This is a genomic window from Cupriavidus campinensis (assembly GCF_905397395.1).
Taxonomy (GTDB): domain Bacteria; phylum Pseudomonadota; class Gammaproteobacteria; order Burkholderiales; family Burkholderiaceae; genus Cupriavidus; species Cupriavidus campinensis.
Genome location: NZ_CAJPVH010000026.1, coordinates 1 through 26,599, shown reverse-complemented (window position 1 = coordinate 26,599; position 26,599 = coordinate 1). Strand labels below are relative to the sequence as shown.

The window sequence follows — 26,599 nt, the reverse complement described above, 5'->3', positions numbered from 1 at the left end:
CCGCACGCCATTGCCTGAACCCTTTTACCCACTAACTTTGAGAATCTAACCCACTAACTGTGAGACAAAACTCAGTAACTTTGAGACGTGATGTCCCGTCTCACAGTTAGCGGGAGATCCGACATTGAAAAATCAAGGACTTACCGAGCCTTGTCTCAAAATCTCAGAGTAAGTGGGTAGAAGGCGCGATCCGTCTCACAGTAAGTGGGTACACGGCGGGGCGAGGGAACGGAGCGTTGGAAGTTGACGCTAGCAGCCGCAGGGATTGCGGCATCTCCAAGCAGGAAGCGCTCAGGTCAAGCTACGGCGCCGGCGTAGGGAAATCCAAAGTCCCTTCCCGGCCATTAGGAGTCGCTCGCTATAAGTGCCCGTTGCGTCACTTAAACCGACACCTGCGCCAGACGCTGCTATCGTCTCCAACGCCCAACACCCCACTACACAGTACATTGCTGCTGAACGGCTTCTGCTAGGCTCGCTTCAATGAAGCCGGTCGCATTATTGGTGCAACCGAACGAAGCATTACAGTTGCAGTGCCCCACGACCGCCGAAATCATGGCCACAGAAGCAGAGCTCCAATTACTTAAGAAAATGGTCCTGGAGGATATGGCGCAATACCTGGCAGAGCACAATGTGCCGCGCGAGGGAAACACAATCGGTGCTCTATGGGATCTAGAGAGAGTCGCACGAGAGCTGGACAGCATGCGCATTTTGCTTGTCGATCCGTATGAGACCGAATACAACTGCGACGATGCTCTCGTAGCTGCTGACCTCCGTCTTCCGCAAGGCAAGCGGAGAGCCTATGTTGTTGCCGAAGACGTTTGTTATCGACTTTTGTTCGACGATGACGCCGGTGACTTTGTCCTTGTTGAGCAATCCGCAAACGGGACATGGTTTTCATGGGGTATTCGCGGCGATGCTTCGACCTCCTTCCTTGCCCGATAACACATTCGCCTATCTGAATACAACGCGTTGGATTGCGCTAGAGGCACGACATACGCTATTAGAATATGTGGAGTTGACATGCTGAGATTCGCGGCGATCATCCTGCTCTCGACGTTGGGTTCAACTACAGCGAATGCCGCTCCAGAAGCGGGCAATCAACCGCTGATCCTAAGTACTCAACGCGGGATCAGCGATGGCCAACGCAATGCGACCGTGTTGCATACGGGGCCGCTCGCGGGGGCTGGTGTCATGGCAACGCAGCCGATTTCGCCCTACTATGATCACCAGATCAACGGACCTGCACCATACCCCGTTATCGTCGCGCCATACATCCACGTACCTGGCTTTACGCCGCACCCCAATCCTCCCCGTCCAGTGCCGCGCTCTCGATAGATCGCGAATCGGAGGCACTGTGGTGGTAGAAGGACAGCCACCTCGGCCAAAGCAATAGCCTAGTTGCATCTGGCCGCAGTCGCCTGCCGGCTAGAAGGCGACATTGGATGCTTGGTGCACGAAAGGCTGTGTTGGGACCGCTCGCGGCAGATGGATCAGCTGTCGCGCCCTACGGACACCCTCCTTCGCAATAGTGGCTCCCATCGCAAACCGGTGCTACCGTGTGCCGTTTGATCGCAGCCTAGTCGAGTTCCGTCCCGACACAGCATGCGAGGATTGACAATCCCGCCTTATCGCGTAGCACACCCAAGCAAACCTGCTTTGGAGCGCGAGCAAGTATTCGAGGTGAATCATGTTTCGCGGCAATTGACGTAATGAGAACGTGATGAGCGACACGGTTCCAGATTTATCCAAGGTCATAGGCTGGGAAAATTACTGCGCCTCTACCACCGATCTTTCGGATGCAGAACTGATGTATGGCGAGGCAAGAGAATTCATCGAGGTTTATAGCTGGTGCTAGTCTATCGATGAGTCGCACGTCGGAATGCTCTTCCCCGGAATCATTGGGGTCTTCCTGTTCAAAATCGGACACTCTCGTGAGGATGTGGACGATTGGGTGTGGGTCGTAGTCGGGGACATACCTCCAGCCTATATCACCTGCGAACATGCGCCCAATCCGGCAACAGCGCTGGATGGCTATTTGGGAGCTATGGAGGACTGGGTGGCCTCTGCAGAATCAGGGGCGTCCGTTGAGCATTTGATTCCAGTGAACGCCTCAGCTTCAAAGGAGACCGCCGACATGCTCCGCTCACGGATCGCGTTTCTGGATCAAAGAATTCTTTCGCAGTATCAGGCCGATCTGTAGCACTAGATCCGACTTCATAACGGGGACGTCGGCTACTGAGCGCATCAGCCATCGATGGCTAGAGAGGCCGATGGCCGCTTCGAGTAGACCAGAGACTTCCGGCCATGACCACGGCTACGCGGTCGGCCGAGTCCGGCCAGTCTCGGCCCTTGCAACTTGATCCGCTAGCGCCGGCTATGCGCTCATGAACTGTCGCTTGTCGACCCCATCAGCCGCTGCCGCTCTTGGCATGGCGGTTCGAAGCGCGCATTGCCGGCGCGCTGGTGCGCATGAAGAACTCTCTAGGAAAGTGCCGCGCAGCAAGTAGCAGGGACGAGCTATCGCAGGTTCGCCCTAGTCCTCCATAGGGTGGTACTTTCCCCATCCGAGAAAGTCATTGCGCTTTTGAGCCGCCTCTTCGTAGCTGTCAGCTTCGAATGAAGTCAGCAACTCTGGCACCCCATCAAAACTCGCTTCCTCAGAAGCAAATTTTCCGTGCTCGATAAGCGCAAACTCCACTCCTCCTTGAGGGCTTCTGGAGGTCCATAACTCATATAGTTTCCGCATCGAATCTCTCCTAGGGAACAAAAGCTAGGCCCTCGATAATTTCAATATCGACCCGCTCATTCCCGCCTGCCTCGCGAACAGAATCATTCTGAAAGGATTTCCCAGGAGGACCTTTGCCGCCGTTCATGCCGGCATTTGTCACATACCGGTGAGCTCGCTCCAAAGCCTGGTTTCGCGTCTTCCATTGAGTCCTATTCATTCGACCCTCAAGGGCCTCCAACATGGCATGACCATCCAACACCGTTGGGGACTGAGGCTGAGGCCCCCATCTTTCGACGTCGCCTTTTCCCACATCCCTATAGCCTGGACCCTGCGCTTGAATACGCCCCCGGTGCACCTGGTTCTTGCTCGGACCCGTGCAACTCTCTATCAGTCGCGTCGTCCAAATTGCGAGCCACTCCCAAGGCTTCTTGCCTCCAACGTCGGGAGCGAGTACATCCCATGGATTCGGCGTGTAAGTACCAGGAATCGAAACAGATGCGCCCAGCGCCACAGCAGATGCCGGTGTAGCCTGTGCATGTGCCGAGCCGAACAGCCAGTTGAATAACCTTGAGATCCACCCCATCCATGCGCCGAACGGATTGGCCCCCGCATTCTCTCGTGTTGTGTTTGCCAACGCCAGTAGTTGCTCATCCGGATCAGGGCCAGTAAGCGACTGTCCATTGTACAAAACATCAATAAGTCGGTGCGCGGCATCGTAAGTGTAGTTCGTCACGTCTCCATTGGGACTCGTCACCTGAACCTTCTGCCCGATCGCGTCGTACACATATGCCGTAACGTTGTCGCCATACAGATACTGGAGCACACGACCCCGCTGATCGTAGACATACTTGACTGTCGTGCCTTCCAGATCGACCGCTTCGAGAAGGCGTCCAGCGGGATCGTACTGCACTGCCCGCGAACTTCTACCCGTTCCGTCGGCGGCGGACGTCAGGTTCCCTTGCGCGTCGTAGCCGAAGGTCCACTGCTGGTTCACCGCGCCATCGACTTGCTCAGTCAAAGCCGTCATCAGCCCGTTAGCGTCGTAGCCATAGCTGTTGCTGGACGCGGCGCCCGATGGCGCTGCGCTGAGCCCTTGGCTGCCATTGGAGTCGGCTGTGGGAAACCACCCATGGGCAGTCATTTGGCCCATTCCGTCGTAGGTGAAATAGTCTACGCGACTCGGCGCAGCCACCCTTAGCGGCAGAGTCCACGTCGGATGCCACTCGGTGGTCGTAGTCTTCGCGTCGGCCGTGCCGTAGCCTTCGATCCGCTGGGTTTCACGGCCGAGGGCGTCGTAACTATAGCGGGTCTCCTTGTCCGCAAAATCCCTCCGACTCGCGACATTCCCCGTCGCATCGTAGGAAGTCGATTTCGCAATGCCACCGCATTCCGGGCAAGCGGCCGAAGCTGTAGTCGGTCGCAGAACGGTACCTTGCAGTTCCGAGCTCAGCGTAAAGCCGGCGCCGCTGGGAGAAATGACCGATGTCTGGCCGTTCCCCATGACATTGAACTGGAACCTATCTACGCCGCCGGCATGTTCGGTGCTGATGGCGCGACCTAGCGAGTCATACGCGTAGGTCGCGTAGCGACCACCCTTCTCATCCGTGATGCCAGTCAGCGCAAAAGCGAAACGGCTGTCCTCATAGTGGTACTGCCGGATCTTTTGATCGGACCACGTCGCCGTGACCAGCATATTGTTGTTGTTGTATTGGTAGTCCGTGGCTTTGCCGTCCGGACCGACCACCCGCGCGATTCGCACACGCGAGTCATAGATCAACTGCATTTCACGGCCAAACTGCCCCCGAATCTTGATCAGGAGCCCGCTTCTTGGCGCGATGCTGGTCGGGGTAGTGGCATCACTGTAAACAAGCCCCGTCTGCCAGCCATTTAGCGCCGTGACGGATCGCAGCAGCCCAGTGTTGTCGTAGGCCTCAACGGTGCCATCTTCTGCGGACTCATACTGCCACCCCGTAATAGCGCCCGTGCTGTTGAACGAAGGAATCAACCGATCTCGCCCTTCGGCGGATATGGGATTCGTGAAACAGGGGCAAGCTCAGGCCTTCGGTGCTCAAATGACAAAAAAGATCAAAATATCCGCACCTCTCTTGGGGGGCTAGCGCTTTAACTTCCCCTGCTCGGCAGCGATATCTGCTCGCTTTGCACTTTCTTCCCACCCTTCCGCAATCCGCTCCAGCATCGCTGCCGTTCGTTGCGATATTGCCTGACTGGCCCAGTCGCGGTAGCGCGAAGCAAGATCTCGCTCCTGTCTACCGCCTTCATTGGGAGCCTTCGTGTAGACACCGCGCATGTTAAACCGCTCGACTTCGATACCTCGCTCGACAATCTCGGACGCGATCAGCTCAAGCACTGATGCAACTTCAGCAGGAGGCCAGACACCCGAAGCCGCGTCTGGTGAGGAGTGGGCGAGAAGCTGGCCTACGAAATCGTCCGCAATGTCTCCGCGCCCGCATTCTGCGGCCAACCTTCTGACGTCTGCGACCCACGCGTGCAACGCGCGCTCGTCGATAACGCCGTCTCTGTCTCCCGGAATTGTATGGAACGATTTGAGCAGCCTGTAGGATAGCTTAGCTTTAGCCCGCTCCTCCGCCGTCGGCTCCTTATCTCGCTCCTCGTCCTTACTGACGAAGACGTCCTTGATAATTTGAACGTATTCCGCTGGCTCCTTCGCCAGTAGGGCATGGACGGACAGCCCCTTTACACTGTCTTCGATAAGTGGCAGATAGATGTACTCGCGCTGTGCCACTTCCAGCGTGGTAACGTCGGTGCGCCCCGAGAGGGCCGTAAAAACTTCACTGACAGCATAAGAGAGCATTGCAGAGGCCCCGCCTCCCTTGGCGATCTCGGAGGCGCATTCATCTAGCAGCGACAGAAGCGTCTGGGAATCTAGAAGATCCTGCCGCTTGTGGAGCGTGTTCAGTACGGTCAAGCTGCGACCTACCTGGCGGAGTTGTTTGATAGCTTCTTGAAGATCTTCCTGAGAAGCGTTCCACGGAAGCGTGCCTACCTCACGCCAATAGGCATCTGCCTCCTCCGTTCCAAGGCTACGAACGAACGCCCAGGTCTCGCTATCGTTTGGCCAGTTGGCTAGAAGCCAGACACGATCCGACGCCGACTTGCAGTGGGGCGCTATGAACAGCGAAAAATAACTAACCCAGGCAGGCCCGTCCCGATACCTCAAACCACCAGATATCTGGCACGCCAAGTTGTAACAATCTCCTCCCGCAGTCATCAGATCAAAAATGAGTTCTGCGGCGGCGTCATATGGCAAGTCCAATGAATTGAACGCTTGCCCCATTTGACCTGGCAACTTAACGGCCTTCGCCAATCGAAGGAGCCCAGGGACACCGAGACTCGCGTAGACGCGGCGCAACTCCGCTGCCCTTAAGACCTCAACGTCCTCCAGTGGATCTTCGGCGCTCCCCCTTACGGGCGGCAACCAATCGTCAAAGAGATGGCGAGCTTGAGCAACCACGTCAGAAGGACGGTGCTCATTCAACAAGTTCTTTAGACTCTCCAGCTCACTACCCTTAAGCGTCCAGTCAGCCTCTGGAAATGCTTCGTGCCGTGCAGCTAACGCCCTAAGTTCGTGCCACAGAGGACCACCTTCAGGATCTGACTGTCCCCTAAGACTCGCATCGAACACGGTCATTAGTCGATTTCGGTTCTTGGGCTGCAGACTTCCGAGATGCTCGACGAGCTCGACCACGCGCCGCTCGTCCGGGTTCGCCAGCGCCAGCGCTCGGTCCACAAGGCGATTCTCGGTTTCCCAGACCAATCCGAACGTGATTTGCTCCGGTTCAAGTGGTGTGGTGTCCCGTAGTTTCGGCTTGGCTGTCGGCATACTCGTGTCATGGGATCGAGGCATAAGTTGAAGCAATAGCCCCCATGCGACATCAGGCAACAGTGGAATCAAACCATCCAGCGCGATGAAACGTCGGTTCAAATCAGCATCGGTGTTGGGCAACCAAGGTAGAAATATGGTTCTTAAACTGGCGAGCGGACGATTTCCATTCTTAGATGCTTTCCCTGGATCGATTGCCGCCAGCTTGCCCAGAATGATTGCGACGCGCGGCAAGTACGCTGGATTCCATGCCAAAATCTCGAGAGCCCAAAGCACATAAACGTGCGGACTCGTCGCGCTGAGAAAGTACTGATTGTCATCAGGTTCCTGGAAAAGACCGAGAGCGTCTTCAGCTTGGCCCCCGAGGCTCTTCTCGAGGGCTTCCAGGAAAGGGACAGGGGCGGCCTCCGCGACCACCGAAAGTTGCGGCAGAATCTTGAGAATCCAGTGATGCGTACGACCAAACTCAGGAAGGGATCGGACGACGTCATCGACGAACCGTTGTGGCGTCGTTCCACTGAGATTCAGCCCACCTACCTCAGGCATCACGGCGAACAGCATCAGTGTGTAAGCTAGGCCGTCTCGGAGCCAATTACTGTAGTCCGCTGGAGCTTGATAGCTAAAAGAGAACTTCTCTTCGGCCTTCGGTTGAGCCGCTTGGTGTCCAAGAACGCGAACCACTGCCGCCTTAAGCCTAAGTAGATCATTCTCGTCAACCAGCGGACCATAATAGGGAAACGCGTCGACCGGCGCGCGCGCCTGCCATACCTGATCTATTTTATCGAAAGGTGCATCGGACATGTTCAACGTGCGCCGGACTGGACTCTCGACAGCAACGTAGTCTGTCCCTCCTGCCAGGCTCGCAACGACCTCTTTATCCAAGTCCGAATCAGCGGTCCATCCGCCGGCGAGCAGCGCAGGTTTGAGCGACTCCGCCATATGTTGCCATTCAGCAAGAGGAGCAATCCCGCCGGCCGGCATTAGCCGGCGCAGAATTGTAAGGCTACGGCCACATTTAAATGCTAGTTCATAGCCTTCCTGGCGATCAATGCTCATTGACTCCATCGCCTCCGCCATTGCGCTTGCCGTCGGCCGCTGCAATACGGGAAAACCTTGGCGCTTGTGTTGGCCTGTTGCGGCGGTGAGCGTGGGGCCGCGCTGTCCGAGAGATCCTGCCAATCCTTCGGCGTTCTTCCAGATGAGGAACGTCATGTCTTTCATGCCGAGGAGGAACTGCGCCGCTTCAAAGGTTTCAACAATCATCGTCCGCGCCTCGAGCGTCTTCCGCACTTCGTCCGGTGCCGAACGAATGACAGCTACAGCAAAGGCAATGACTTCTTCCGCTGAGTCGGCGGCAAGAGTGAAATTTTGGGGACTTCCACTTAGCACCTCCAGGAGTTGTTTCGCTTCGTTCTCTCGCCCACACAAGAGTACCTTCTCCGAAAGTGGCGTTTTGAAGCTTGAGCTATAACGCTCCCAGAACTCGTCAGTGCTGAGTGCCCCATTGAGCGGCGCTTTACCGAGGACGTTCCTTGCATAGCGAGCGGCGACGGCTGGCTTCTCTTCGAGCCAACTCACTAGCGCGGTTCCGTCGATGAAACAGACCTCTCTCCACTTGTTCTCAGCGTTCCGCTGTGCGAGCCAGTCCACCAGGGTGTCTCGGGGGGTATCCCACGAATGCAGGTTGAGCATGACAAAGGCATTCGCCGCCATCACCTCTTCAGATGTGGTCGACGTACGCTTGTCATAGTCGGCTTGAGCCTTGGCCTTGCCTGTGGGGGTGGTCCCGAATTCCCATTTTGACGGCCCAGCAGGAACCCTCGAAACTCCGTCAGTCGTCTCCAGATCCCCGTCGAACCCACGAATAGTCCCCGTGCTCTGGCCGGGAAATCTGAATTGCCTAACATCCGCGACAGTCGCTCGAATCAAGTCGCCGACAAGATCTACGAAAAGTTCCCGCGCTTCGGTTCGACGGCTCCAGGTTTTTAGATCTTCATCGGTAATCCACTTCATCTCTGTCTCCCACTTACCGCCCGTCGTTTCAAAAACATAAACGTTTTCAGGCTAGTTCGATGCTCTGGACACTTTCGAAAGCATCGCCTATGTCTATGCCGTCTTCGTCGATTCTACCCAACATGTGATCTTTACACGTTTGAGGATCGCGCCATCCGGTTGCCTGGCTCGTAGCGATAATGGGGTATCAGGCGAGCGGCCCGGAAACCCGCATGGATGCTAGGGGCGTCTAACCGGTAAAGTGCAGGGAAATCAAAGGGGCGCCGGGCTGGTTGCCTCCAAGCACGTTCGAACACGCCATCGGACATGGGTACGCTGAGCGCCCTGTATGACGGGCGCACCGACACGCTGGTGGACCATCAAATCCTCGCCTACCAGGCGCTCTATCTCAGCCCGATGGCAGAGTATCAGCGACGCTACGTGACGCGCTGGCCCAAGGAGCGATTGGCGGGACAGCACAATCGCAGCGACATGCTGCACGAGCTGAAGCGGTGACGCGAACATCGTGTTCTGATTCCGCACGGCGCTCGGCGAATTTGAGTTGCGAGGCCAGTTGCGCGCGATCGGCGCGCACCGCGTCGCGCTGATGGGCGGTCTCCTGCAGGATCTGCTTCGATAGCGCCTCGTAGCGCGTCTGGACGGTAGCGATCGCCACGATGTGGGCGCGCTTGTCCGCCCCGGCACGATCCTGCACGGTCGCCAATGCCGTTTCGAGTTCGCCACGACGTGCCGCCTGCGCGTCGGCCCGCCCACTGGCGGCCGCCAGGGCAGCGCTTTATCGAATCGCAGTAAACTACTTTTCTGTTCGAACCTGAAACCGAACCCTATAGGGTGGAGCTTTGTAGTCAGCAACGACCGCATACTGCAACATCTTCAAACCGCCGGTGGCATGCAAGTCGACGGTAGTGCTCCCCGCAACGGGTATCTCACGGATTTGAGTTCCCGATCGGTAGCGCTCATCGTCCGCGCGGGCACCCCGTTCTGAAAGGGCATGGCAAATCGTCCTACAATAGTCGCGAGTTTAGGAGGGAATCGTAAGCGATATAGCTTACATGAAGAGCCATCATGGGCATGCCCGACAGTACTTCCGGACGACTTCGTCTACTGCCGGTGCTACATCGTCCCAACCTAGGGTCAGCACGGAGGGAGACAACGTGAAGTCCTGCCTTTTGCTGCTCGCCGCACAGTTCGACGGGCGCATACTATTAAGCTTGGATGAGGTCTGCGACGCGATTGGCATCCAGAAGCAAACGGCGTACAACCGCCTCTCCTCCGGGAGCTTTCCGATTCCTATGCGCAAGGAGGGGCGGAATCTTGTCGGCGACATCCGCGACGTGGCGGACTATCTCGACGAGCAACGGGCGGTGGCACGGGCCGACTATCAGCGACAGAAGCTGGCGCTTGCCACGACCTGAGCGCGGCACGTTAGGCAAGAAGGAAGCGCCGTGGCGAGCGTGCCTTCCCCTACTGACCAGGCGAGGTACACTAAGGCCGGCACGCATGAGCCCAGCATATGACTCCGTGCGCGCTTTGCGGAGGGGGCACATGCTTGATCACGCCGAATGGAAAGCCCGCGCGGTGGCCACCGGCGCCACGCTATGCCCGGCCTGCGAATCGACCGACATCACCTGTGGCGCCTGCGCGCGTTGGCGCCCTGACGATCCATCAAGAATACGTCTGCGAAGCGTGCCAACACGCGTTTTCTGGTTGTTTGCCCTGATCGACTACTACGACGACTCTCGACGTGAGCCCGACCGTCCGGGCCTGAAGCCGGGCGAGTTTGACGTGTGAAATTCCAGGATTTGTGCACAGGGCCGCGGCGACGCCATGCGTGCATGATGCGCTGCGGACCGTCTCTTGTGACCATGGAACCGCGGGCCAAGGCGCGTACCGACTACCAAGACTGCCGCAGACACTGGCCACGACCTGAGCGCGGCCGGAAAAAGAAAAAGCGCCCGAGGGCGCTTTTTCTTGCATCAGGCGAGGGAAAGGCTCGCTGACGACATTTAGATCTATTAGACGCCGTCCGTATTCGGGCAGCCAGCCGGGCCGTAGATCTTCTTAAAATTGGCGTTGGTGCCCTTGCTCGTGACGCAACTCCAGGTACCGTCTGCAACACGCGTCCAGACCACCGTAGCGCCGTTCACAGACGAGCTCACGCTGCCGTCAAGCGTAGCAGTAATGGAACCGGCGCCGGCATTAAACGTAACGCCTGCGGCAGGAAACACGGCGGTCGTAGTCAGGTTCGACCTCACATATCCGACGTCAGTCGGGAGGATCGTGTTTTGCCCTTGATTCAGGCGATCTTCAATGCCCGTCTTATAGGCACCCAGTTCGCTAACTGCGCGCGACACCTGCGACTTGGCCACGTAATCCTGATACTGCGGAATCGCAATAGCGGCAAGGATACCGATGATCGCGACCACGATCATCAGTTCGATCAGCGTGAAACCCTTTTGTACCCGTTGCATTCCCATCCGTGCTTTTTTCATGAAATTGACCCCTTATAAATTAGATACAGCGTGTTGCTGCACAGACACTAGAGCAACTGGCGTGCCACCCCAAAATCACACCGTTTTTGACGAAATCCGTCACCCGTAACAAAAAGTATCGGTCCTTGGTGACGATTTTTGTCACCCCTTGTACCGTCCTCCCGCACATCCCTGACAGATTTCGTCAGCCGAGCGCCACATTTGCCCCCCGGCAACCTCGGCGCATATCAAAAGTGTAAAATGCATCACTCCAGCCCACGTTCCTCACTTGCCGCAGCCTGAAGCCTGTCTGCATACCACTGCAGCATCGTCCGCCGCGCTTCCGGCTGGTCCCTGCTGCCGGTGCCGTGGGTGCCCGCTCCATTTGCCCCGAGGGCGCCAGCGATCAAGTCTGCCGGATAGCCGGCCTCGCTCAGCACGGCCGACCCGAGCGCGCGCAAGCCGTGCGCGGTCATGCGGCCCCGGTAGCCCAGGGACCAAAGCGCTTGCAGCAAGCGGCTTTCGCCGACCGGCCGGCCAGGCTGGTCCACGTCGGGAAACAGGTAAATTCCCTTGCCGGTGAAGTATCGCAACTCGTCGAGCACCGCCACGGCCTGCCGGCTCAGCGGAATTTCATGGGCCGGATGGCCTCCCGTGCGGGACGCCGGCAGGCGCCAAAGCGGGGCTTCGCCGGACAGCTCGTGGAACTGCTCCCATTTGGCACTGCGGGCGTCGGCAGTCCGCGCAAGCGTCAGCATGGCCAGCTTGAGCGCGAGCTGGCCCACCGGCTCCTGGTACCCGTCGATCGCACGGACCAGTTCGGGCAGCTCTGCGGGGGCGATGCAGCCGAAGGAGGGATCGAGCTTCATGGGCAGCGGCACGCGGTGCCGCTCGAGGTAGCCCATCAGCACGCCGAACTCGAGGACGCCGGCCAGGCGCTGCCGCACGCGGCGCGCGCTCTCCGCCTTCCCTGCGCTGACCAGAGGGGCCAGCACATTCGCCATGTCCTGCGGCGCAAGGAAGCGCAGCGGCATCGCGCCCACCACCGGGTACACATGGTCGCGCATCAGCTGGCGGTTCTGCCGGGCATGCTTGTCCGACCACGTCGGCGCATAGGCGTCCATCCACGCCTCGGCGACCTCCTGGAACGCCCGATCCCCGTCTGGCTCCGGGCTCTCGGACGCCGTGGCACCGGCTTGGCCGGGGTCGCCCTCCGCTGGCGTCGACTGCGCCTTGCGGTGCGCGGTCGGATCGATGCCGCGCAGCACCAGGTCGCGCAGGACGTCGCGCTGTTCCCGCGCGGCGTCCAGGCCAATGACGATCTCCTGGGAGCCCTTCTTGCGGTAGGCGCCGATCTGCGTGAGCTTCTCCTTGCCCGCGAAGCGGTAGCGCACGCGCCAGGCCATCGTGCCATCAGGGCTGATGAGCAGGAACAACCCCAGCTCGTCGAACAGTTTGCGCGGCTTGTCGCCGGGCGTCTCGTTTTGCAGTTGTGCTTCGGTGAGTTTCGGCATCCCCGCCTCTCCGGTCGCGCCACAGGGCCGCGCGTATCCCGATAAATCAACGGCAGGCAGTATATCGAATCGCTTGCCAGAACAGGCGACGCCCCTCTTCGTCACACGTCTGGCGCGCAGCTTGCATCAGGCGGTGCCCAAATGCCATATCGCAAGGTTGCCCCGGCATGCACGCAGGCCTACCATCAAACAGACGCGTGTCGGCCCCCGTCGTACCGCCCGGAGGCCGACCGCCTCGCACCCGGTGACCCCAGTTGCCGTTTGCCGGCGCGCAGCCGCAACCTCAAAAAAAATGAAAATCGTCCTGTTCCGCAACGGTCACCGCACCCTGATCCTCTTTGCCGAGAGGACCCTCGACCAGTGTCCGCCTGCGCTACGCGCGTGGCTGTGCCCCCCGCGCGCCCAGCACGTCACCGAGCTCACCCTGGATACACCGATGCCGGGGATCCACCCGTTTGTCGCGCTGGGAGAACTACTGGAAAAAGGCTTCTGTGCGTGTGACACGACCGGTAGCCTACACTTGCGCGACGCCCCCGCCTTGCCCGGCAGTGCTACGGATTTGCTACGGATGGAAACTGGATCGCCCGGAAACCCGCGTGGTTAAGCCAAAGTGAGGCTTACTTCGCACCAGTACATCATTGGCCGGATTTTAGCGCCGCATACTAAACGGCGCCGAATGCTCTATGCCCTGATGTACGCGGATGTCGGGAATCGAGCGAACACCGGTCATCCGTTTCAACGTAACTGACAGGCGGAAATGGGTCGGAAACGGAAGTTAGGGTTCGAGGCGCGCCTGGCCACCGACGAGCTTCCGCATCCGGCCAGCTTCAGCCATACAGGGGGAGAACGTTGTTTTGAGATGGTCGTCGTTAACGAAAAACCGCCGCGAGTCTTGAACTCGCGGCGGTTGTCTGACAACCGTCAGAATCAATAATCCCACTGCACCGGCACGAAACGGTAGCTCTCCCCGTTCTTGGCAATATGACCAATGGACGGGAACGCGATGTGCGCGGCGGCCAGCATGGAGCCGGTTTCGGCGGCTTCGTCGAGCAGCGCGATGCGGGCTTGCGTCGCCACTTCAGGCTCGTGCTCGAAGCCGTTTTGCCACGTGGGATGCTCGAAGCCGACTTCGAAAATCGCGTCGCCGACAAAGGTCAGCTTTTCGCCTTTCGATGCGACGTCCACCACGCAGTGCCCCGGTGTGTGGCCGCCGGTCACGCGCGCGGTCACGCCTGCGGCAACTTCCACGGTCTGGCCGAACTGCACGATGTTCTCGCTGTAGAGCTCCACGAACCTTGCCGCCGCCTTGCGCAGCGCGGGCGGCACCGTTTCTGGCATCACCGTCTTGCTGAAGTCCGGATTCTTCCAGAACTCCACTTCCGCGGCCGCCACGTGGATGCGCACGTCCGGGCGCAGCTTGGCCTTGACGCCAGCCACGTTCAGCCCGCCGACGTGATCCATGTGCATATGGGTAATCACGATATCGGTGATCGCTGCGAGGTCGATGCCAGCCGTTTCCAGGCGCAACACCGAGCGACCGGCGCGCGAGAAGTATTCGAAACCGTCGCCCACGCCCGAATCGACCAGGATCAGGCGGTCACCGCTGCGCACGAGCGCGATATTCAGCGCCCAGTCGAACATGTCACGTTGCAGGAAGCGATCATCGAACCATTCGTTGCGGTCCGCTTCGCTCACGTTGGTGGACATCGTGGTAGTCGGCAGCGGCAGAACGCCATCGCTGATCAGCAAGACATCGACGTCACCCACGCGCACGGCGTAGCGGGAAGACACGAGCTCGCCGAAGCCTTCCTTGCCAACGTTGGCGATGACCGGCTGCACATTATGGATTGTTTCGCTCATTTTCATTCGTCCTGGTATTTGCGGGGGGTAAGCCGCACGGGGTGGCGCGGTGCACAAGCACGCCCGCGAATCTCGCGCACTTCGTTGTGCTCGCGTTTTCGACTGACCGTGTGACCGAGTGTAGGCATGGGGCGCGCACGCCGGTAGTATCGTGAAGGCACTCAGCATGTTGTCCTGGCGGCAACAATCGCCAGCCCTCGTGAGAGAATCCACCGTATCAATTTTTTGAAGTCGACCATGGCGGATATCGAACGAGAAGCCTTCGGGGTATTGACGCTTGCGCCTCCCACTGCCGCCGACGGCCGCCCTCCGGACTCTACGGGCTTCTCAATCTCCGTGCGGCATGTCACGGTGACGTTGCCGGATGGCAGGACGCTGCTGCACGACCTGAGTGAAACATTCCAGCGCGAGCGTACCGGGTTGCTGGGTCGAAATGGCACGGGCAAGAGTGTGCTGGCGCGAGCGTTGGTTGGCTTGTTCAAACCGGAGAATGGACAGGTCACGCGTCGTGGCTCGGTCGCCTACGTGCCCCAGGAAATCGTCCCCGCAAAAGGGGCGACGGTTGCAGACGTCGCCGGATTGACACCGATACTCGATGCGCTGACGCGAATGGAAGGCGGGGCGCCGCACACCGCTGACTTCGACTTGCTGGATGGAAGGTGGAATATCCGATCGAGCCTGGAGCAGGCGCTGACGGACAGCGGATTGGCACACCTGCGCCCGCAAGGGCTGGCGGGAGCGCTGAGCGGTGGCGAACTTACCCGCGTGGCGTTGATAGGCGCCTTCCTTTCCGACGCCGAAGGTCTGGTACTCGACGAACCCACCAACCATCTGGACCGCACCGCGCGCGACTGGCTGCGTGACAAGCTGACGCGGTGGACAGGCGGTCTGATCCTCGTCAGTCACGACCGCGAATTACTGGACCTGATGGACCGCATCGTAGAACTGACGCCGGGCGGGATGCGCAGTTACGGCGGTAACTACACGCTCTATCAGGCTCAGCGCAGCGCCGAAGCATCGGCGGCGCAGGCTTCCCTCGACCGCGCACGGACAGATCGCAATGCCGCCGAACGTGCGGCACAGCGACAACTTGACGCACAGCAGCGCCGCACCGCCCATCAGGCAAAAGGCGCGAAGGAGGCGAATATGCCAGGCATCGCCCTGGGCCGCCGCAAGGATGGCGCAGAGGCGTCTGCGGGCCGGCAGCGCCTTCGCCGGCAGGATATGCAGGTCAAGGCCGACGAGGCGGTTCAACAGGCTGCGCGGCGCATCGAGCCCGACAAAACCGTCGCACTCATACTGCCAGCCACTGCCATTGCGGCGGGAAAGCGCGTGATCCATCTGCAGGACGCCGTCCCCCCGTTTCCGCAGGACAGCGCGCCCCTTACGTTGACGCTGACGGGACCGGTGCGCGTCGCCGTGACCGGTCCGAATGGCTGCGGCAAAACCACGCTGCTAAAGATGTTGGCCGGCACCATTGCCCCAGTCTCTGGTGTTTGCCAGACTGGCGTGCGCAGCGCATGGCTCGATCAGCAGGCGACCCGCGTATTGCCCCCACAGGTGTCCGTTCTCGAACGCTTGCATGAGCTGGAATCGCCGCTGCCTGATGGGCTGTTGCGCAGCCATCTTTCGTTGCTGGGCCTGAATGCCGACGTGGTGAACCTGCCATCCGGTGCGTTGAGTGGCGGTGAGCGCCTGAAAGGTGCGTTGGCGTGCGTACTGTGGAGCACCGAGCCGGCGCAGCTGCTATTGCTGGACGAACCGACGAATCACGTCGATCTGGAATCCATTCAGGCGCTGGAGCAGGCATTGGAGGACTTTCCCGGTGCCCTGGTCGTCGCCTCTCATGACACGCGTTTCCTTCAGTCGCTTCGCTTCACGCACCGGCTGGAGTCAGATGGAAGACATTGGCAATTGATAGCGGAGTGAATCGCAGACGGGGGCCGGCAGCGGACTCTGTTCATTCTGGTCACAAGGCGGCGGCCGACTCAGGCGCTTCTGCCAGCGGGAGAGTCATGGAGAACACCGAGCCCCGGCCCGGCGCGCTGTCAAGTCCAATGCCACCGGCATGCCGCTCGACCACGGTGCGAACGAACAACAGGCCCAGCCCCGTGCCGCGCGTGGGCCGGGCGCCTTCCGCCCGCAACGTACTGAATGGCTGGAACAGCCGGGGCTGGTCGGCCAGCGCGATACCGGGTCCGCGGTCGGCGATGGAAACGGTGCCGCTGTTGCCGGTCCTGCGCACGGTCACGGTAACAGTGCCGCCGTCCGGACTGAACTTGATCGCGTTGTCGACAAGATTAGCAACAGCCCGCATCAGCAACGAGGGCTCGGCGCGCACGACCAGTTCCTCCTCCGCGATATCGAGCGAAATGCCGATGCGCCGCGCATGCGCTACCGGCCAGAGCTCGTCGGTGGCGTCCATGACGAGGCTCGAAAGATCGGTCTCGACCAGACGCAGCGCCTGCGATTCGGCACGTGCCAGCGTGATGAAATCATCCGCGAGCTCGAGCGTACGGGACGCGAAATGCTGGATCCGCTCGAGCAGCGCGTCGTACGGCATGGCTCGGGCTGGCTCGGACTGCAGTTCGACGAGCGCAAGGATCGACGCCTGCGGCGAGCGCATGTCGTGGGAAATGAAGCGCAGCGTCTCTTCGCGCCGGCGTTCGGCCGCACGCGCCTCAGTAATATCGACGAAGCTCAGCGCGATACCGGCCACACCGCCGTCACTGCTCCGTAGCGACGCGGCGCGCACGAGCATCGGGCAGTCGGTGTGCGTAGTCAGTTCCACGGCATCGAAGACCGGCGGCGCACCAGCCGCCGGCATCGTCTCGACGCACGCCCGCCGCACGGTGTTCCAGTAGTCCATGCCGCGCTGTGGCACAGCGAACGCTTCGGTCATTACCACACGAATCTCGGGTGCTGGCGCACCCGCCTGGGCCAGCGCTCCCAAGCTGCGTGGCATCAGCGCCAGGCTCCTCGCGTTGGCCAGCAGCACGTTGCCATCGATATTGCAGATCAATGTGGCGTCGGGCAGGCCGGACATCGCATCCGCGAGGAACTGCCGCATATCTCGCAGCCTGGTGGTCATCCAATACATGGCCTGCATGCGCGCGTCCAACGAGGGTCCGAGCCCGGCCACCGGCGACGGCTGCCCACGCAGCATCGGTTCCTGCTCGCGCTCAAGCCTGGCCACTTCGCCGGCCAGGAACGCAAGCGTCGCTTCCTGTCGGCGCCAGCTCCACAGCGGATAACAGGCCAGGCACGCGAGCATCGCGGGCACCGGATCGAACCAGGCATGCGCGCCCCGGACCAGCATGATGCTTGCGCCGAGCAGGCCGGCCACTATCGCCAGGCTGACCAGCAGCGCCAAGCGCGGCGACAGGCGCAGCGCGGCGACCCACACCACGCCCAGTGCGGCAAATGCCAGGGCCCAGGATGCGGTGCGGTCCAGCGCGACAATGGCTTGGCCGTCGAGCAGCGTCTGCGCCGCGTTTGCCATGATCTCCACCCCGCTCATGCCGGCGCCGTCCCGTGACAATGGCACAGCGAACATGCCGCCGAGGCCGGCGGCCGTGACGCCGATCAGCACGAGCCGGTTGCGGAACATCGCCGGATCGACGCGACCTGCCATCACGTCGCGCGCGGACACCGTAGCGAACGTGCCCGCCGGGCCGGCGAACGCGATGCGCACGCGGCCGTCGCGGCGCCACGCCGCGGCTGGCGCCGCCGGATACCGTTCCTGGCGCAACTGGCTAATGACATCGGGGCCGTCCCGCAGCGCCAGCATCCGCACGACCAGATGATCGAGTTCGCGCCCGGGCGGCCCTTCGCGAAGAAAGACGTCGCGAACCGGGCCGTCGCCGTCCACGCCAATGTTGATGTGGCCCACATCGGCGCGCAGCGCCGGGATCGGATAACGCAGACCGTCCGGCGCCTCGGCGGCCACAGCGGGCAATACCACCTTCCCGGCCCGGGCGATGCTGCGGGCGAGCGCGGCGTCGTCGCCGGGATGGCGCTCGTCGGGCTCCGTCAGCACCACATCGAGTGCGATGACGGCCGGGTTGCCCGCGGCCACGCCATCGATGAGCCGGCTCAGCTGAGTCCGCCGCCATGGCCATCTCCCGCTGGCCTCGAGCGTGCCGTCGTCGATGGCGACGATGACGATGTCCTGGCGCGGCGCATGCTGCTGGGCCGCGATGGCGACGTCATAGACCGCCAGGCTGGCGCGGCCGGTCCAGCCGAGGACGCTGGCACCCACCATAAACGCGGCGAGCATGGCCAGCAGCAGCCCCCATTCCGCCAACGTGCGCAAGCGATAGCCGCCGACGAGCCCCCGGCGCGCGGCAGGCGTGGCGGCGTCACCCACCATGGCGCACCGGGGCATCGGTCGCCCGCACAGGGTTCCCCGCGGCATCGCGCAGGTAAGCCGGCAGGGCGATGCGTTGCGGCGCAGAGTAAGGCGACGTCGCGCCATCCGGCTCGATGCGCGCTACGCGCACCCAGTAGTCGCCTGCTGGCGGACGCGGCACCGCGGCCTCGCCCTCGGTGCTGCGCAGGTCGGCCAGCACATGGGCAAAGCGCGGATCATCCGCCAGCTGGAGCCGGTACGCGGCCGGCTTTGCCACCGTGGTATCGACGCCCCAGCCCAGTCGGAGCACGGCGCCGTCGTCGCCAGTGACCGCCGCGGCGGGCGCAGCCGGCGAGATCGAGAACGGCAGCACGGCGCTCCACGGGCCCGGTTCGCCATCGGCATCGAGGGAGCGGATGCGCCACCACCAGTCGCCCGGCGCCAGCGGCACCTGCCAGCTGACCTCGGCGGTCGTCTCGCGCGCCTCCACGGGAGCGCATCCGGCGTCGCGGGCCAGTTCGATCTCGTAGCGCGAGGCGTTCGCGACAGCCGCCCATTGCAGCGTGATCGCGCTGCCGTGATGGCGGGTCCGTGCGCCCGGTTCCAGTGTGAAAGGCGCGGCCGGCTCCAGCTTGACGTCGAGCGGCGCGACAGCGGGATAGCCGGCGAAGCCGTCAGCGCCGATGGCCCGAACTGAGAGGTACAGCCTGCCGTGCGGCAGGCCGGCCGGCGTGGCATGCGGCTCGCGCATCGTGGCGGACCAGATCGGCTCGGTGCGTGCGCTATCGCGCGACACGCTGACGCGCCATGCAGTGGCGCCCGGCGCGGGCTGCCAGGCCACGTTCAGGCTCGGCGCATAGATCCGTGCGGGCAGCGGCTGGAGTATCGGGGCCGCCTGCAGCGCGCGCGGGGGGGCCAGCCTGCCGCCCGGGCCTACGGCAATGCCGAAACCGTCAGGCACTTCCTGGCTGCCGCGCCGCGCCGCGACGGTCACGCGGCCTTCTAATACCGTGCTGCGCGACTCGGCGCCGCTGGCCTCGACCTCGAAGCGCGTGCCGCGCACGCCGGTAATCATCGTCCGCGTGCGCATCTCAAAGCGACCGACGCCGTTGTGGTTGGGCGCCACGCTGGCATCGGCGCCGCCGCGCTCGATACGCAGCACCGCATCCTGCAGCAGCGCCCGCGCAAAGACGCGTAGACGGCTCACCTCGACGACCGAGTCCGGCGGCAGCGCCACCCGGGAGCCGTCGTCGAGCTCCAGCGTGGCGCGCCCATCGGCGCCGGTCACGACGCGGGCCGCCTCGTCCAGCTGCGTGCCTGGGCGCAGCGGCGTATCGCCAAGCCGTACCGTCCCGCTCGCGGCAATCACCCGGACCTTGGCGGGTCGCGTCGGAATCCAGCTGAGCGGTATCCGTATGCGTAGCCCCGGCGGCAGCCGTCGGGGGTCCGCGACCTGGTTGATCCGTTGCAGCTCAGTCCATTTGCGGGCATCGCCGAGATAGCGGTCAGCCAGGCCGATCAGCGTATCGCCCGAGTCCACTACATGGATGAAGCGGTCGCCGTCGGCGCCCGCCGGGCCGGCAAGCACACCTGCCTGCCAGCCGAGCAGCAGCCCGGCCAGGACCGCAGCGCGGCGCCTGCCATGCCGGCTGGAATCACGGCGGTCAGCCGGCATGGCTGCTCCCGCCGCACCGCTCGAAGCGATAGCCGTACGAATACACCGAGGCCAACCGCACGCCGTTCTCGGGTCGAAGCCCGAGCTTGACGCGCAAGCGCGACAGATGGCTGTCGAGCGTGCGCGACCCCACGCCCATGGCGCGGCCCCACACGGCCAGCTCGACGAATTCGCGCGAGAGTAGCCGGTCCATGTTCCGGAACAGGAACCACGCGACGTCGAATTCCTTGGGCGACACCTCCACCGGCCGCCCATCGACGGTGACCGTGCGCGCCACGGGATCGAGGCAATAGGCGCCCTCGCGGACCGATTCCTGCGACAGCACCGTGGGATAGGTCCGCCGCAGCAGCGCCGCCACGCGCGCGGTCAGCTCGCCGCTGCGGACCGGCTTGACCATGTAATCGTCCGCACCGGCGGCCAGCCCGGCCACAATGTCTTCCTCGAGCGAGCGCGTGGTCAGGAAAATTATCGGCGGCACGGCGCCGGAGCGCCGCCGGATATGGACGATCACGTCGTAGCCGCTGATGTCCGGCAGTTGCCAGTCCATTACCAGGAGGTCGAACTGCCGGTCACGCATGGCGCGAAGCAATGACTGGCCATCGGGGTAGCTTTCACAATCGTGGCCCGCGCCGGTCAGGATCTTCTTGATCAGGGCCGCCTGGCCCGGATCGTCTTCCACGGATGCAATATTCATGATTCAGTGACGTCCTCGTCCGCACGGGATGCAGTTCGAAGCGCATCCTATCCAATCCCATCGGGGGCAATTGTCAATGATTGTTGCGACGCTGACGGGGTCGGGTGCGCATGTTCGACTGGTTCAGCAGAACTGTCAAATATTGTTGTTTGGTGGCAAAAACGGACGGTTCACTGCGCCCCTTTCGGTAGAATCGCTCGCCATTCGAGACTGGCCCGGACACCGCCGCGACTGCATGCCGCAGGCGGCCAGCCAGCCGTACGGGGATGCGGAAATGCCTTCAGACATGGATTCACCGAGCTTCGCCGCGATCGTGCTGTTCGCCGGCCTGACCGGCATCGCCATGGCGCTCCGCGCTGGCGCGGATGGCAGCGACCGCACCGCATGGGCCGGTGCCAATGTGCTTGCGTCGCTCAGCGGCATGCTGCTGGCGTTAAACGCAAGCTGGGACGTCACCGCGCTGGCCGTTGCCGGGCACATGGTCGGCATCGTCGGCCAGCTGGGGCTGCTGCAATCGTTACGGCGGCCGCAGCCCGTCGATGGCCCGCAGGCCCATTGGTCGCAAAACGTGCCGGCCGTCGCGATGGTATCCATCGGGCTCGCAGCGATGCTTGCCGCGCATCTCGACGCCGCGCTGATCGCCCTGCTCGGACATGGCGCCACGGTCGCCGTGGTCTGCGTGACGACAGACACGCTGTTGCGCGACCGCCGTCGGGCAACGGGTATGGGCCGGCCGCTCGCGCTCATGGCGTGCCTGATCCAGCTGACGGCACAGGCCGGCTTCCTGGTCATGCTCGGATGGCGCTGGGAAGACGGCCCATTGCTGCTGTCCATGGTGCCGGCGGCAATCCAGTGGCTGGTCTGCATGCCGGTCCTGCTGCTGCTGATGGCGACGTTCGCCAGTATTGCGGCCTTCGCGCTGATGGCAATCGAGGACCGCGCTGCGCTCGACATGGCTCGCGCGCGGCTTGATCCGCTCACCGGTGTGCTGCATCGCGGCGCCCTGGACAAACATGCGCTTCGGATGGTGGCGGCCCACGCGCACCTTGCCAAGCCGCTGGCCTGCCTGGTCATCGACATCGACCATTTCAAGCGTGTGAACGACAACGCGGGGCATCGCGCGGGGGATATGGTGCTCCAGGCGGTCGCGCGCATCCTGCGGGACACCGTGCGTACCATTGACGTGGTGGGGCGCTACGGTGGCGAGGAGTTCTGTGTGTTGTGCCCGCGCACCACAATGGAGGAAGCGGCGGCGATTGCCAAGCGTGTGGTGGAGCGCGTCTGCACCCTGCCGCTGCCCGCGCCGCTGCCGGGGCACGTCAGCGTCAGCATCGGCGTGGCGACGGTCAACACGACCGGCGACGCACGCCGCGTGTGGGACACCCTGTTCGAGGCCGCCGATCGTGCGCTCTACGTCTCTAAACGGGCCGGCCGCAACGGCGTGGTCCGCGCAGACACTTTGCTGATGCAGCCGCATACGACGCTGGCCTCCGCCGCCGGCGAGCGGTAACCGCCCCGCCCCGCCGACTGACTCCGGAAAAAGAAGCCCATTTCGAAAGAAACGGGCCTCGTCAGTTCCGCGTAAGCCTTACGACGTGAGAATAGCGGCCTGCACACACTTCGCGTATCGCAAGGTCGCGAAGTTCCGACAGCGCGTTTGCTCACGCATATGAGTGTCTCTCACGACTCTCCACGAGAAAAGAAAGTATTTTTTATGGCAGCAAAAATATCTTTGATGGCGGGATCCGTCGCCGCACAGACCGTGGCCCAGTTATGATGAACGAAGAAACATTACGACGTAATCCGGAACCGGCGTCGGCAGCGCAGCGCATGAAGAGGCACTTTAAATCCGAGCAGCTCCGCACGTTTCTTGTCGTCGCACAGCTTCGGAGCTTCACCAAGGCGGCGAAGGTCCTGCATCTCACCCAGGCCGCAGTCAGCACGCAGCTTCGTCAGCTAGAGGCAGAAGCTTCCGTGAGATTGCTTGCGCGCACCCCGGGCTCACTCACGCTCACGCCGTCTGGAGAGACGTTAAGGACATATGCTGAGCGGATCCTGGATTTGCATGAACAAGCGCGGGAAGAACTGGCATGCGAGTCTAGCGAGAATATCTTGCGGGTTGGGACACCAGATGCCTATGCCAGGCTGATATTCCCGGCTGCACTGCGTGCACTGGCTGACCAGTACCCAAAGATTCGTGTCGACGTCGTCTGTGTACCAACGCTTGAACTAGGCCGTCGACTCGAAAGTGGAACGCTGGACCTGGCCGTAGGCACTTGCTGCTCCCAATTTCCCGGCCCTCCGATCTTCTTCGAAGAACTTGTATGGGTCGCGCTTGAATCTGCGACGGGCCTGGCCGCATTGCGCCCAATACCGCTTGCGCTCTTCGAGATTGGATCTGTGCCTCGATCGCTTGTTGCCGAGGCACTGGGCACGGCCGGGATACCCTATCGCTGTGTTTATGCGAGCCCAGATACAGCAGGAATCCTGGCTTCTGTCCAAACCGGAAAAGCAGTTGCGGCACTCCCGATTCACTCGATAAGCGGCGATCTTAAAATACTTGGCAGGCATGAGAACCTGCCGGACCTTCCCTCGCTTGCGCTTACCGTGGCAACCGGTAGGACTCCGAATCGGCCGGAGAAGGACGCGTTGATGGCACTGCTCACTCAACGCGCGTCGAGCAGATTGAGGACAACTATGGATTGACGGACGGACTCAAGAATTCGTGCGGAGAGCCGTTGACGTAAAAGTGACACTTCCGGCGGAATCGAATTGCCCTTGAATCATCGCTCCATCCCCTACGCCCTGGATCAACCATTCGGGCACGACATCTCGCCAGCACAGGGTGAGTCTTCCGTTCTTGAATGGTTGCTACATGACGACCAGGTCATGCGGGAGTGCTTCCGGCACGCTACCGCGATACTCAAGAGCGTTACGCAGGGCTCCATCTCCGCAATTCTCCTGCTGGATGCCGAGCACCAGCACTATCGCGCTGAGGTTGGGCTGTCTGTCCTTCCTATCCCTCGCAGGCAATCATTGTGCAATTACGCTGTGCAAGCCAATGATCTGTTCATCGTGGATGACACACGGTCGGATGCACGGTTTTCTGACTGCACACTGGTCAAATCGGCGCCATACGCCCGGTCCTACGCGGCGATCCCACTGCGCGGGCCCGATGGGGGCATCGTCGGCGCACTATGTGCGATGGACACCCTACCGGGTCGTTTCACGCATGCGCACGCGGACGTGTTCCGGCACCTGAGTGCGATGATCGAGAACGACCTCAGACTGCGCACCGCAAGCGCCACCGACCCGCTCACGCAACTATTCAATCGTCGCTACATGCTCGAGAGCATCCGGAGAACGTGGGATGATGCTGCGGACGGCGTCGAGATGGGCGCAGCGATGGTCGACATCGACTGGTTCAAGCAGTACAACGACACCTATGGTCATCAGGCCGGGGATGCCTGCCTGCGTGAGGTGGCGAACGTGCTTCGCGCTGTCGCCGAGGAGCACAAGATGATTGCAGGACGTCTGGGAGGCGAAGAGTTCGGGCTGTCTCAGTGCGGGCTCCAGCGTCTCGCTTTCGAAGCCGCGCTGGAAGATCTGCGCGCCGGCGTGATGAACCTGGCGATTGAACATCGCCAGTCACCCACAGGTGTGGTCACCGTCAGTATCGGGGCCGCTGTCACACAACGGATTGGAAGCAACGATCTGGCGCGCCAGACAACGTTTGAATCCGCGGATCGCGCACTGTACCGGGCAAAAGCCAAAGGACGTAACCGTGTCGTGATGTTCTAGACGGCACCGGGTCTATGGTGACCCACCGGGGTTGCCCGGGACGGATGTCGTAGCGGGCAGCCACGGCATTCCGCGCGCGGCGCAGGCCCACGCCGCGCATTGCAGACCACGAATGGGGCGATCTTCTCGCGACAGAGTCTCCATACCGGCCCGTCCCATCAAAGGCATGCAACACAGATCCGTGGCCGCTGCCTTGATATTCAAGGTAGCGCCACAGCTGCAGCACGAATCAGCGGCGGCCATTTTCGATTGGCCAGGAGTGCATGGACGACCGTTCCCGCGAGTCGGTGAATAGCGAGATAGCTTCCTTTTTGGCATATCGGAGCTGGTCGTGCAAGGGTGATCAGCCGGTTGCGCCAACTCAGACGCAGGTTGATGCTGCCATGTTTCCCTTGATAACTGCCAACATCGTGCGCTTCTTCTGAATGAAGCTTCGGCAGATCAAAAGTGACTTGGTAAACACCGCCTATTTTGCGAATTGCGGACCCTTGCGTTGCCTAGAATCGTCACCGCCGGAATACCCCGGCTTCACCTATTTTCTTCAGGAGATATTGATGAGCCAACTCAGACTCGGTGGACTTGATTCAATCCGCAGCGCGCAAGAATGGTCGTCACTCAGGCACACGCAGGCCACCGAAACGGCGAGCGCAAATGCTGGTGCCATGGCGCGCTTCAAAGCGCGCGGCGTTCCCCTGAAGTTGGTGGACATGGTCGATGCGTTCAAGGAGGATAAGCTCAAGGCCACCGATCTCGATCACGATAACGTGGTGTCCCTCAGCGAGCTTGGCAAGCAGTTGGCCGGCAAGAGTGAGGAGGAGCTGTCGAAAATCCATGAGGCCATGGACGTCGATAAAGACGGTCAGGTGTCTGCCACGGAATTCAAGGACAGCATGCCCCTCGATGAATACTTCAACACGGCGGACGCGGCCGGCAACAAGGGCGAGCTGATGGCACGTTTCAGCGGGCTGCGTACCGGCATATTTCAAGCAGCAAGCGCTCCGTGGTTTTCACCGAGCAACGTCGTGCCTCCCAATCAGCCCAACTCGTCCGATCTCCTCGCACTTTTGCCGTAGCAACGGAATCCAGCGGTGCCAACGCCAATCAAGACTTGCACACTTGTGGCGGCCGAAACTTGCACGGAGGTGGGACAACGTCGCACGGCGGCGGGTCAGGTGTGGCCGCCGGCTGGTGGTAAAGCCACGATAGCGACCAACACGTATTGACCTTGGATACGCCCAAGAATCCCATCCGCGCCCCGCGCGGATGGCTGACCGCTCAGCTATCGCGTGCGCGAGCACACAGAACACTCGCGGGTTCTACAGGATGAGACGCGCGCCCAGTTGAAAGCGAACGGTCGTCGCAGTGCAACAACAACGCGCAGTCGTGATACTCGCCGCGGCGCCCCGCTTTCAGGTCGGCAGCTTTCAGGAGAGTCGCAGACGTCGGCGGCGGCCGATTCACCGCCGCAAGTGCTTGATTGCCGCAGGCGGACGGACAACCTCGTGGCGAGGGGCGGTAGCCGACCCATAGCGGCCTGCCGGGTTTCTCCGAATCGGACAATCAGACTGCCTCGTTGAAGAGTCGTTTGTGAGGTGTGGGGAACCATCTTCCTTGTCGCCGCGCTCAAGAA

General features: G+C 61.6%; 19 protein-coding genes and 1 pseudogene. 11 read left to right on the top strand and 9 right to left on the bottom strand.

Annotated features, from left to right (window positions below; all coding sequences use genetic code 11):
- The first annotated feature begins 480 nt into the window (after positions 1 to 480).
- The 3 genes from KHO18_RS15865 (at position 481) to KHO18_RS15860 (ending at position 2,200) form a co-directional block, all read left to right on the top strand.
- Positions 481 to 942: a hypothetical protein gene (locus KHO18_RS15865; protein WP_211943516.1), complete on the top strand. Its 462-nt coding sequence runs from the start codon at positions 481 to 483 to the stop codon at positions 940 to 942.
- 778 nt (positions 943 to 1,720) lie between these two features.
- Positions 1,721 to 1,855 (top strand): hypothetical protein, encoded by a 135-nt coding sequence (locus tag KHO18_RS28645; protein WP_280527762.1) that lies wholly within the window; start codon positions 1,721 to 1,723, stop codon positions 1,853 to 1,855.
- Positions 1,856 to 1,879: 24 nt separating this feature from the next.
- Complete coding sequence (locus KHO18_RS15860) at positions 1,880 to 2,200, top strand: hypothetical protein (protein WP_211943515.1); 321 nt, start codon at positions 1,880 to 1,882, stop codon at positions 2,198 to 2,200.
- 333 nt (positions 2,201 to 2,533) lie between these two features.
- Here the strand turns inward: KHO18_RS15860 and KHO18_RS15855 are convergent, their stop codons facing one another.
- The 3 genes from KHO18_RS15855 to KHO18_RS15845 form a co-directional block, all read right to left on the bottom strand.
- A complete protein-coding gene (locus KHO18_RS15855) occupies positions 2,534 to 2,746 on the bottom strand; it encodes a hypothetical protein (RefSeq protein WP_211943514.1) in 213 nt (70 codons plus the stop codon).
- Between the two features lie 10 nt (positions 2,747 to 2,756).
- The gene (locus tag KHO18_RS28480; RefSeq protein WP_244844839.1) at positions 2,757 to 4,733 is read right to left on the bottom strand and encodes an RHS repeat domain-containing protein; all 1,977 of its coding nucleotides are present in this window, start codon (positions 4,731 to 4,733) and stop codon (positions 2,757 to 2,759) included.
- Positions 4,734 to 4,841: 108 nt separating this feature from the next.
- The gene (locus KHO18_RS15845; RefSeq protein ID WP_211943513.1) at positions 4,842 to 8,603 is read right to left on the bottom strand and encodes a hypothetical protein; all 3,762 of its coding nucleotides are present in this window, start codon (positions 8,601 to 8,603) and stop codon (positions 4,842 to 4,844) included.
- A gap of 297 nt (positions 8,604 to 8,900) precedes the next feature.
- Here KHO18_RS15845 and KHO18_RS15840 point away from each other — a divergent pair.
- The 3 genes and pseudogenes from KHO18_RS15840 to KHO18_RS15830 all read left to right on the top strand — a co-directional run.
- Positions 8,901 to 9,095, top strand: a pseudogene (locus KHO18_RS15840) (hypothetical protein); the annotation flags it as partial.
- Between the two features lie 662 nt (positions 9,096 to 9,757).
- Positions 9,758 to 10,018 (top strand): helix-turn-helix transcriptional regulator, encoded by a 261-nt coding sequence (locus tag KHO18_RS15835; protein ID WP_244844837.1) that lies wholly within the window; start codon positions 9,758 to 9,760, stop codon positions 10,016 to 10,018.
- 130 nt (positions 10,019 to 10,148) lie between these two features.
- Entirely contained in the window at positions 10,149 to 10,394 is a 246-nt protein-coding gene (locus KHO18_RS15830) for a hypothetical protein (RefSeq protein WP_211943511.1), read from the top strand.
- 224 nt (positions 10,395 to 10,618) lie between these two features.
- On the opposite strand, the gene KHO18_RS15825 is transcribed toward KHO18_RS15830, so the two are convergent.
- The 3 genes from KHO18_RS15825 to KHO18_RS15815 form a co-directional block, all read right to left on the bottom strand.
- Positions 10,619 to 11,095 (bottom strand): pilin, encoded by a 477-nt coding sequence (locus KHO18_RS15825; protein ID WP_280527761.1) that lies wholly within the window; start codon positions 11,093 to 11,095, stop codon positions 10,619 to 10,621.
- Between the two features lie 245 nt (positions 11,096 to 11,340).
- Positions 11,341 to 12,588, bottom strand: coding sequence for a tyrosine-type recombinase/integrase (locus tag KHO18_RS15820; RefSeq protein ID WP_211943510.1), 1,248 nt, complete (start codon positions 12,586 to 12,588; stop codon positions 11,341 to 11,343).
- Positions 12,589 to 13,515: 927 nt separating this feature from the next.
- The gene (locus KHO18_RS15815) at positions 13,516 to 14,448 is read right to left on the bottom strand and encodes an MBL fold metallo-hydrolase (protein WP_144196831.1); all 933 of its coding nucleotides are present in this window, start codon (positions 14,446 to 14,448) and stop codon (positions 13,516 to 13,518) included.
- A gap of 237 nt (positions 14,449 to 14,685) precedes the next feature.
- On the opposite strand from KHO18_RS15815, the gene KHO18_RS15810 reads away from it, so the two are divergent.
- Positions 14,686 to 16,377 carry an ABC-F family ATP-binding cassette domain-containing protein gene (locus tag KHO18_RS15810; protein WP_211943509.1) on the top strand — a complete coding sequence of 564 codons (1,692 nt, stop codon included), beginning with the start codon at positions 14,686 to 14,688 and terminating at the stop codon, positions 16,375 to 16,377.
- A gap of 40 nt (positions 16,378 to 16,417) precedes the next feature.
- Here the strand turns inward: KHO18_RS15810 and KHO18_RS15805 are convergent, their stop codons facing one another.
- The 3 genes from KHO18_RS15805 to KHO18_RS15795 are packed head-to-tail and all read right to left on the bottom strand — an operon-like array spanning position 16,418 to position 21,168.
- Positions 16,418 to 18,820, bottom strand: a complete 2,403-nt coding sequence (locus tag KHO18_RS15805) for a CHASE2 domain-containing protein (protein WP_144196829.1) — start codon at positions 18,818 to 18,820, stop codon at positions 16,418 to 16,420.
- Positions 18,810 to 20,474 carry a FecR family protein gene (locus KHO18_RS15800; RefSeq protein ID WP_211943508.1) on the bottom strand — a complete coding sequence of 555 codons (1,665 nt, stop codon included), beginning with the start codon at positions 20,472 to 20,474 and terminating at the stop codon, positions 18,810 to 18,812. The genes KHO18_RS15805 and KHO18_RS15800 overlap by 11 nt, the downstream gene beginning before the upstream one ends.
- Positions 20,464 to 21,168, bottom strand: a complete 705-nt coding sequence (locus KHO18_RS15795; RefSeq protein ID WP_144196825.1) for a response regulator transcription factor — start codon at positions 21,166 to 21,168, stop codon at positions 20,464 to 20,466. Before KHO18_RS15795 ends, KHO18_RS15800 begins: the two co-directional genes overlap by 11 nt.
- A gap of 76 nt (positions 21,169 to 21,244) precedes the next feature.
- On the opposite strand from KHO18_RS15795, the gene KHO18_RS15790 reads away from it, so the two are divergent.
- The 4 genes from KHO18_RS15790 (at position 21,245) to KHO18_RS15775 (ending at position 26,042) form a co-directional block, all read left to right on the top strand.
- Positions 21,245 to 22,678: a GGDEF domain-containing protein gene (locus KHO18_RS15790; RefSeq protein WP_211943507.1), complete on the top strand. Its 1,434-nt coding sequence runs from the start codon at positions 21,245 to 21,247 to the stop codon at positions 22,676 to 22,678.
- A gap of 263 nt (positions 22,679 to 22,941) precedes the next feature.
- Positions 22,942 to 23,874: a LysR family transcriptional regulator gene (locus KHO18_RS15785; protein WP_211943506.1), complete on the top strand. Its 933-nt coding sequence runs from the start codon at positions 22,942 to 22,944 to the stop codon at positions 23,872 to 23,874.
- A gap of 72 nt (positions 23,875 to 23,946) precedes the next feature.
- Positions 23,947 to 24,969: a GGDEF domain-containing protein gene (locus tag KHO18_RS15780; RefSeq protein ID WP_244844835.1), complete on the top strand. Its 1,023-nt coding sequence runs from the start codon at positions 23,947 to 23,949 to the stop codon at positions 24,967 to 24,969.
- Positions 24,970 to 25,523: 554 nt separating this feature from the next.
- Entirely contained in the window at positions 25,524 to 26,042 is a 519-nt protein-coding gene (locus tag KHO18_RS15775; protein ID WP_211943505.1) for an EF-hand domain-containing protein, read from the top strand.
- Positions 26,043 to 26,599 lie beyond the last annotated feature (557 nt).